The organism is Microvirga arabica (genome assembly GCF_016811235.1).
GTDB classification, from domain to species: Bacteria; Pseudomonadota; Alphaproteobacteria; order Rhizobiales; family Beijerinckiaceae; genus Microvirga; species Microvirga arabica.
The window spans coordinates 84941-93700 of record NZ_JAFBID010000019.1; the positions used below are offsets into that span (position 1 = coordinate 84941).

General features: G+C 57.6%; 4 protein-coding genes and 1 pseudogene. 4 read left to right on the forward strand and 1 reads right to left on the reverse strand.

The features are described from left to right. Positions 1–114: 114 nt before the first annotated feature. Entirely contained in the window at positions 115–3114 is a 3000-nt protein-coding gene (locus tag JQC81_RS12370) for a bifunctional diguanylate cyclase/phosphodiesterase (RefSeq protein WP_203272114.1), read from the reverse strand. Positions 3115–3939: 825 nt separating this feature from the next. On the opposite strand from JQC81_RS12370, the gene JQC81_RS12375 reads away from it, so the two are divergent. The 4 genes and pseudogenes from JQC81_RS12375 to JQC81_RS33100 form a co-directional block, all read left to right on the forward strand. After that, a complete protein-coding gene (locus tag JQC81_RS12375) occupies positions 3940–4626 on the forward strand; it encodes a response regulator transcription factor (protein ID WP_203272115.1) in 687 nt (228 codons plus the stop codon). 662 nt (positions 4627–5288) lie between these two features. Continuing rightward, the gene (locus tag JQC81_RS12380) at positions 5289–8090 is read left to right on the forward strand and encodes a hybrid sensor histidine kinase/response regulator (RefSeq protein WP_203272116.1); all 2802 of its coding nucleotides are present in this window, start codon (positions 5289–5291) and stop codon (positions 8088–8090) included. 2 nt (positions 8091–8092) lie between these two features. Then, on the forward strand, positions 8093–8581 hold the full coding sequence (locus JQC81_RS12385; protein WP_203272117.1) for a chemotaxis protein CheW: 489 nt from the start codon (positions 8093–8095) through the stop codon (positions 8579–8581). 60 nt (positions 8582–8641) lie between these two features. Beyond that, a pseudogene (locus tag JQC81_RS33100) lies at positions 8642–8760 on the forward strand (two-component system response regulator); the annotation flags it as partial.

The window sequence follows — 8760 nt, forward strand, 5'->3', positions numbered from 1 at the left end:
GGCATGAAGGCGCCGATAGGCAGATGGGGCCGGCAGCAGGATGGACAAGGCACGCAGAGCGATTTGAAAAGGTCGTAATCACTCCTCTGTCGCGCCACGGTCTGTGTACCATTCCTATTTGCCGAGCGGTTTTGCCGTCTTGTCTGAGCGGGGCCTTACCAACATGGAATTCCACCGGCGCACGAGTTCCGGGATCTGCGAGGCAGCCATCGGCTTCGCATACAGGAATCCCTGAGCATGATCGCAGCCCAGCTCGCGCAATCGCCGAGCCTGCCCGTGAGTCTCGACCCCCTCGGCCGTGACCTGAAGCTGCAGGCTCTTACCGAGGCTGATAACCGCCGCGATGATTGCTTCATCATCGGAGTCCTGTTCGAGATCCCGCACGAAGCTCCTGTCGATTTTGATATGATCCACCGGAAACTGCTTCAGGTGAGTCAGTGAGGCATATCCGGTACCGAAATCGTCTAATGCGATCTGAATTCCATGTTGCCGGAACTGAGCGAGTGCCGAGGAAACGTTGTCTGAATTTCTGCCGAGAAGAACGGTTTCGGTAACCTCTACCTCAAAGAAGGAGGCTGGCACCCTCAGCCGGTCGAGTGAGCGCAGCAGGTTGTCGACGATCCCCGTCTGGCTGAACTCGGCCGGCGATAGGTTCAGAGCGACACGGCCAACCAGGAGATCCTGGTCGAGCCAGCCGCGGACATCCGCCGCCACCTTTGTGATCAGCTTCTTGCCGATGGATGCCGCGATGTCATGATCTTCGAAGACCGCGCCGAAATATCCCGGCGTCAGGATGCCATCCTTCGGATGCTGCCACCGTGCCAGCGCCTCAAGACCGACGATCTCTCCTGTCGTGAGACAGATCTTCGGCTGATAGAAGGGAACGATCTCATCGTTGGAGATGGCTTCGCGCATGCCCCGTCCGAGGGAGACGCGCTGCTCGATGACGTTTCGCATCTCGGGCGAGTACGTGATGACCCGGTTCCGTCCCTGGGACTTGGCCTGGTACATCGCAATGTCGGCATCCTTGATGAGCTCCGCCGGATTCCCGTCATGATCAGGATAGGCGGCAATGCCGATACTCACGCGGCTGATCAAAGTCCGCTTCTGATAGATGAAGGGTTGCCGGAGTGCCTCGGCGATCAGTGCCCCGAGCCTTGTCGCGTTCTCCAGTTTCAGAGGATCAACAACGAGGACGGCAAATTCGTCGCCGCCGATCCGCGCCACGGTATCGCAGCCACGGACCATCGTTGACAGGCGGCGAGCTGTCTCCTGCAGCAGAGCATCCCCGGCATCATGACCAAGGGTATCGTTGATGTCCTTGAAATCGTCCAAGTCAATTAGGAGGAGGCTGACACTTGTGCCGTTCTGCCGTGCATGATCAAGGGCAGCATCAAGGCGATGCTGGAACAGGGTGCGGTTAGGAAGGCCGGTTAGTGCATCGTGGTTGGCCGAATGCCAGATCTCCGCTTCCGCTTCCTTCTGCTCGCTGATGTCGAAAGTGACACCCACAATGCGATCCGGGCCGGCCTGCTCGCCACGCACACGCAGCCATCGTGTCTCTCCGCTCGGCAACACATAGCGGCACTCGATGGAGCTGGCGCCGTTTGAACGGATCTCCTGCAAGAAACCATCGACCCTCTCATGATCATCGGGGTGAATGCCCGTCATGAAGGTCCGGTCGACGCCCGGTGTAATTCCAAGCAGCGCGAGGGAGTTATCGGAGCGGGTGGTCGTTCCGGATTGCGGATTGAACTCCCACGCGATCATGTGGGCGGCCTTCAGGGCGAGTTGCAGGCGCTCCTCGCTATTCTTCAGGGCCTGCTCCGACTGCTTGCGTTCGTGAATGTCCATGGCTATCCCGAACCATTGCTCGGTTTTGCCCTGCTCGTTCCTCAAGGGCTGGCCACGCACGATGAACCAGCGGTACATGCCATCCGGAGCGCGACGCAAGGGCATCTCGATCTCGAAGGACGTCCCTTTGCGGAGGGCATCACTCCAGCTGTCGAGCATCCGCTCCCGATGGATCGGATCGACGACCGTGCTCCAATTTCCGTTAGGTCCGTCCCCGGCGCTGAGGCCGGTGTACTCGTACCAAACATCGTTACAATAGGTGAAATCTCCCTGCGGGTCGCTGAACCAGACGACCTGAGGAGAGTTCATGGACGCCGGCATGGCATCCACGAGGGTGCGAAGGCGCTTCTCACTGCTTCGAAGGCGCTCTTCGGTTGCTCGAAACTCCGTGATGTCCCGTGAGATGCAAAGAAAGCCTTGTGGAGTACGGTCGTGTCCCATGATGGGAGTAACGACCACATCCCACCATTTCTGGACCCCTGTCATGGTTGCGCATGATCCCTGAAAGCGCCCGATCCCACCTGCTTTGACAGCTTCAACAGCTGCGGTGGATTCCTCGCTTGCGATGCTGCTCCAAAGAGTGGTCCAGTGGCGGCCCTCGATCGTATGGAAATCCTCAACTTCCATGGCACGCATGCCACCTTCACTCATGAAGCGGAGGCGTCCCTTCAGGTCGAAAACTTTAATGCAATCGTCCGAGCTTGCCAGAAGGCGGCGCGTGAACTCCTCGCTTTCCGCTGCGGCCTTGCTGGCCAGCTTCAGCTCAAGCTGACACATGACAGCCTCGGCAAGCGTCGCAAGCGCTTCTCCCTGCTGTTCGGTGAGACCCTCAGGGCGCGCGACATAATCGAGAACGCAGAGCATCCCGAGGGGCAGGCCTTCCTTCGTTCTGAGCGGAACTCCCGCGTAGAAGGATAGGCTGGGCGCACCTTCAACCTGCACTCTATCCTTGAAACGTGGGTCGAGGCTCAGATCAGAGACGACGAAGAGTCCCGGTTGCATGATGGCGTGATTGCAGACCGAGTTTTCCCGGGGTGTCTGCGTGAGCTCCACGCCAGTCCTGGCTTTGAACCACTGCCGATGCTCGTCGAGGAAGGAGATACAGGCGATTGGCGTATTGCAGATCTGAGCTGCCAGCTTCGCGATGTTGTCGAACTGAATATCCGGTGCCGTATCCAGAATGTCGAAGTTCCGGAGCGCAGCGAGACGTTCGACTTCCTTCCATTGATGCAGATCGCCGGGACCAGAATGCTCTAACATGCCAAAAAATGCCCGTTGGGAAGCATAGGAGGTTTCAAGTATGTCGGACTGCAACCGACCCAACGGAGTGGCATCATGCCTCGAGCGGTCGCTCGATCCGTTGCAACCTATGATCCGGGCCACCCGGTAAAATGGCAGTGCGTCATGCCGGTCCTTATGAGAGGACCTACCATAGTGCTGATAGGTTCTTGTTCGCAATAGTTGAACGATCGCCAATCACATGAGGTACTTGCCGCCATCCATGCGGTCAAGAAGCCGAAATGCGACACCACATCTTAGGGTTAACAGAGGCCCCATGGCCGGTTGTTGGCGGCGGAAGCTGCAAGGTCCGGTCTCCAGTGAGGCGAGCCATTCGCTCGTGTCCGAAAGAGCCGTGTTTCGGCCAGCAGTCCGAGGCTCAAGCTATGCAATCCGAACCTCGAAAGCTGCTGCCTTCGCAGGTCGCGTAAGCAGTTCTACTTAGTCCCTCATTTCGGAAACTACGTAGTAATAGGAAATCATAACGCTGTTGTTGCAGAATAATCCCCGTGAGGCGAGCCTCAATCATTTGGAAAACATCAGTTTTGACAAACCCTTGCGCTGGTCGGCTCGGCCGTTCTGCCGCGATCAGATGGGCCGCTCCACCTCGGAAACCATTGATTAACGTTAGTTAAGAAGCATTAACCATAAGCGAGTAACAGCTCCCATTCTTTACGTATTGTCCGGTGGGATGCCAAAATATAGTTTCTGTCTCAGCCGCTCACCGATGTTGAACAAAGTAAATAAGAGCGGGCGGTAAGCATAGATATAAAGAACGCACTTAATTACTAAGGCGGGGCAGAAAAAATGTATATCGTCGTCGATGACCGGCAGATGGTTACGTCCGGATATGTTGCAAGCTTCAAGCGTGAAGGCATATCCTCCCTTGGCTTATACGCAGATGAGTTCAGCGATTGGCTTGAGACGGCCTCTGATGCCGATCTGGAAGCCGTGCAGGGTTTCGTGCTGGGCACCTTCGAAGAGCGGGTTCACTCAGCCGAAAGCATCCGGCGCTACTCGAAGGCACCGATCATCGCCTTGAGCGATGTTCGCTCTCTTGAAGAAACGCTGGAACTCTTCACTGCGAAATTTGATGATGTTGTCCGTAAGCCTGTCCATGTCCGGGAAATTCTCGCACGCGCCGAAGCCGTCTGGCGGCGTGTGAATGCAAGCTCGGGAAAGAAGGTTCAGGACGACAGCGACAGGCTCAAGGTGTTCTTTGACGGTCGCGATCCGGAGATCGACGGCCTTCCCCTCTCTCTCCCACGCCGGGAGAGGCACATTCTCGAGTATCTGGTTCGCAAAAAGGGCCACCGGCTGACCAAAAAGCAGATCTTCGATGCAGTCTATGGCATCTATAGCGATGATGTCGAAGACAGCGTGGTCGAGGGGCACATCAGCAAGCTGCGCAAGAAGCTGCGGCAACGCCTCGGCTACGATCCCATCGATGCTAAGCGGTATATCGGTTATTCCTACGTAGGCATCGCCTCCTAATTTCATCACTGCAAAGTGTGGCCGCCGCAGCAAGCTGCGGCCGCCACATGCTTGAAATGCCTATGCTTAAGGCGCGGGCGATCTGCGAACGTGCAGAATTGTATCCTTTGAGCCGACCCTGATGACGGTTCCGGTTGTGGTGACAGATACATTGTCATCGGCAGCAGCCGTAAACGCACGCCGAATGCAACAATGAAGCTATATTCACGTGCGGTTTTTATGCGGAATCAGGTCGATTCAGCATTCAACCCCTTTGTGCGTTAACTCTATTGCAGGAAACGCCGACTTATTCTTCCTCAACGTCATGGCTGCGATCTGAAAGGCGCAAAGCTCAAAGGATCAACTCTTCGTTTGATTAGAGGCGAAGAAACGATCAGGTCCAGCCGCTCAGTTTTGATGGCTGACGAAGTGATGTAGTGAAGAGGTGTACTGGGGCACTGTCATGAAGATCGGAACTTCGCGGACGACCGTCTGCACGCGATTGATGCGCAACAGGCGCTTCACCGATCTTCAATCCTGATTTGACACTGCCCTTCAGTTCCCACGCCTGAACATGAGGTTCAGCGCTTTATTGCCGGCGTGAAGGCCGAACGATTCTCCCAATCTGAAGCGCCAGACCACCGGCGCCGTTCAGTTCACATAGTAAGAGTTGAGACACGGCAATGGACGACCTTCTTCTTGAGTTTCTTACGGAGACCAACGAGCACCTCGAAACGGTCGACGTGGAGATGGTCCGTTTCGAGCAGGATCCGAACAACGAGGCTATCCTCAGCAACATCTTTCGCCTGGTTCACACGATCAAGGGAACCTGCGGATTTCTCGGTTTGCCCCGGCTTGAGGCACTGGCCCATGCGGCCGAAACTCTTATGGGCAAGTTCCGCGATGGAATGCCGGTCACGACCCCGGCCGTTTCCTTGATCCTCAGCACTCTCGACCGCATCAAGGAAATCCTAGGGGAACTTGAGCGTCAGGGTGCCGAACCCGAGGGCTCCGACGGCGATCTCATCAAGATGCTGGACCAGATGGCCTCGCAGGAGCCGCCTGCTCCGGAGGCAGCTCCGGCTGCGACCCCTGCGCCAGCCTCAGGCACGACGGTCTACCAGGTGCTTGAGAGAGAGCTGAAGCCGGGAGAGGTTTCACTCGACGAGTTGGAGCGTGCCTTCCAAGAGGCTCCGGGCCCAGACAAAGCCGTGACCGCTGGCACCCTAACATACCAAGTTCTTGAGCGACCTCTGAAGCCGGGTGAGGTTTCGCTCGATGAGTTAGAGCGCGCATTCCGCGAAGCGCCGGGACCCGCTCCACTCGTCATTGAGAAAACTGCCGAGAAGGTATCCGGCGAGAAGCAAGTGGCCCCCGCTGCAACACCTGGTGTGTCCAAGAAGAACGGTGAATCGCCGGAGGCTGGCGAGGGTGGCGAAGGTATCGCCGGAAAGGTTCAGACGATTCGCGTCAACGTGGATACCCTCGAACATCTCATGACGATGGTATCCGAGCTCGTTCTCACCCGGAATCAGCTTCTCGAGATCGCCCGCCGCAGCTCGGAGGATCACGGCTATAAGGTGCCGTTGCAGCGTCTGTCCCAGGTTACGGCCGAGTTGCAGGACGGGGTGATGAAAACCCGCATGCAGCCGATCGGCAATGCCTGGCAGAAGCTGCCACGCGTCGTACGCGACCTCTCGAACGAGCTCTCGAAGAAGATCGAACTCGTGATGCAAGGCGCGGACACGGAGCTCGACAGGCAGGTTCTGGAGGTCATCAAGGATCCGCTCACCCATATGGTCCGCAACTCGGCGGATCATGGCATCGAGAGCCCGGCCGATCGTAAGGCAGCCGGCAAGCCGGAGAAAGGTACGATCCGCCTCAATGCCTATCACGAGGGCGGATCGATCACGATTGAGATCGCCGATGACGGAAAGGGCTTGAATTTCGCGGCCATCAGAAAGAAGGCAGCGGAGCGAGGAATTTCGAGCGATGCCGAGCTGGAGCGGATGAGCGACGCCCAGGTGGCGAAGTTCATCTTCCATCCTGGCTTCTCGACTGCCGCAAAGGTTACGTCCGTCTCGGGCCGCGGCGTCGGCATGGACGTGGTGAAGACCAACATTGAGCTGATCGGTGGAACAGTCGACATCCGCTCCGAGCAGGGACGCGGAACGACGTTCACGATCAAGATTCCCCTGACGCTTGCGATCGTTGCAGCGCTCATCGTATCGTCCAAGGATCAGCGCTTCGCCATTCCACAAGTCGCGGTATCGGAACTCGTCCGGGTGTCTCCCACGTCCGAGCATTCCATTGAGCGAATCAACGGAACACCGATCCTGCGCCTGCGCGACCGCCTGCTGCCGATCGTGCCGCTGTCAAAGGTCATGGGTCTGTCGGGGAATGAGGATGCCAATCATGGCTTCGTGGTGGTGACGCAGGTCGCACATCAGCGGTTCGGCATTCTCGTTGACGGCGTTTTCCACACCGAGGAGATCGTGGTGAAGCCGATGTCCTCGAAATTGAGGCATATCCAGCTCTTCTCAGGGAACACCATCCTGGGCGACGGCGCCGTCGTGCTCATCATCGATCCCAACGGGCTTGCCCGTATGGTGGGGTCGGAATCGGATCGCAACGAGTTCCAGAGCGATGCGAATCTTGAGCAAGCTGCCGTTGCAGCAGACGAGATGACGAGTCTCCTGGTCTTCCGTGGCGGAAGCGAGAGCCTGAAGGCCGTTCCGCTTTCCCTGGTCACGCGCCTTGAGGAGATCGAAGCATCGACAATCGAATGGTCGAGCGGCCGCCCAGTGGTTCAGTACCGCGGGCGCCTGATGCCGCTGGTCTCTTGTGACGAAGAGCTCGCAATCAAGCGTGAAGGCATGCAGTCGCTGCTGGTGTTCTCGGACGGTGACGTGTCGATGGGCCTGGCCGTTGCCGAGATTGTCGATATCGTCGAGGACAAACTCGATATTGAACTTCTCGCCGAACGGTCAGATCTGGTCGGTTCTGCTGTTGTCAGGGGGCGCACGACCGAGATTGTCAATGTCGCGCACTATCTGCCAATGGTTCTCGAGACATGGTCGCGCAAGGAGCGAAAGGGCGGACCCGAGCGGTCGCTGCTTCTCGTCGATAGCTCGACCTTCTTCCGGGACATGCTTGTGCCGGTGTTGAAGGCATCCGGATACCGCGTTCAGACGGCTTCGACGGCCCAGGAAGCGGTTCGTTTGCTATCCAACGGATTGCATGTTGACGTGGTCGTCACCGACCTCGAGCTTTCGGGGCATTCGGGCTTTGCTCTCGTCGCGTCTCTCCGGGCTGACCCGCATCACAGCACGACCCCCGTGATCGGACTGACCGTCAAACCCGACCCGCAGCAAATTGCCTTGGCAAGGAAGCTGCAGATTTCCGAGATCGTCTCGAAAATTGACCGCAGAGGCCTGCTCTCTGCTCTCGCGGAACTCAATGGAACGCTTGAAGAGGCTGCATAATCATGAAGCTCATTGATTCAAACCCTTCGGGGAACGTGAAAACAGCCTCCAAGCAGATGGAGTTCGTGACGGTCACGGTGGCTGGACAATTGCTGGGGCTGCCGATCAGCCGTGTGCATGACGTCTTCGTGGTGAGCGAGATGACGACCGTTCCACTCGCTCCAGGAGAAATTGCAGGCCTTCTGAACCTCCGCGGGCGGGTCGTCACAGCGGTGTCGCTGCGCCGTCGCCTTGGATTGGGCGACACCGCAGAAGCAGGGCGACGGATGGCCGTTGGCCTTGAGAACCAAGGCGAAGCCTATGGCTTGCTGGTGGATGAAGTCGGCGAGGTACTCAAGCTGGATCCGGACGAGATGCAGCCGAACCCGGTTCACATGGATCGGGGGTGGGTGGGACTGTCGCAAGGTGTTCACCAGTTGCGGGACCAGCTGCTGATCGTGCTCGACGTTGACGCTGTTCTTGCCTTCGAGACGGAGCGGGAGGCTGCATAAGTCACTTTCGCCCAGTGCATGTGTTTCAGTTCATGAAAATCAGAATACAGGAAGTTTGCCGTGAGTCTTGATCTATCGACCCCCGTTCTGATCGTTGACGACTACCAGACGATGCTGCGCATCATCCGCAACCTGCTGAAGCAGATCGGCTTCAACGACGTCGACGAGGCGAAGGACGG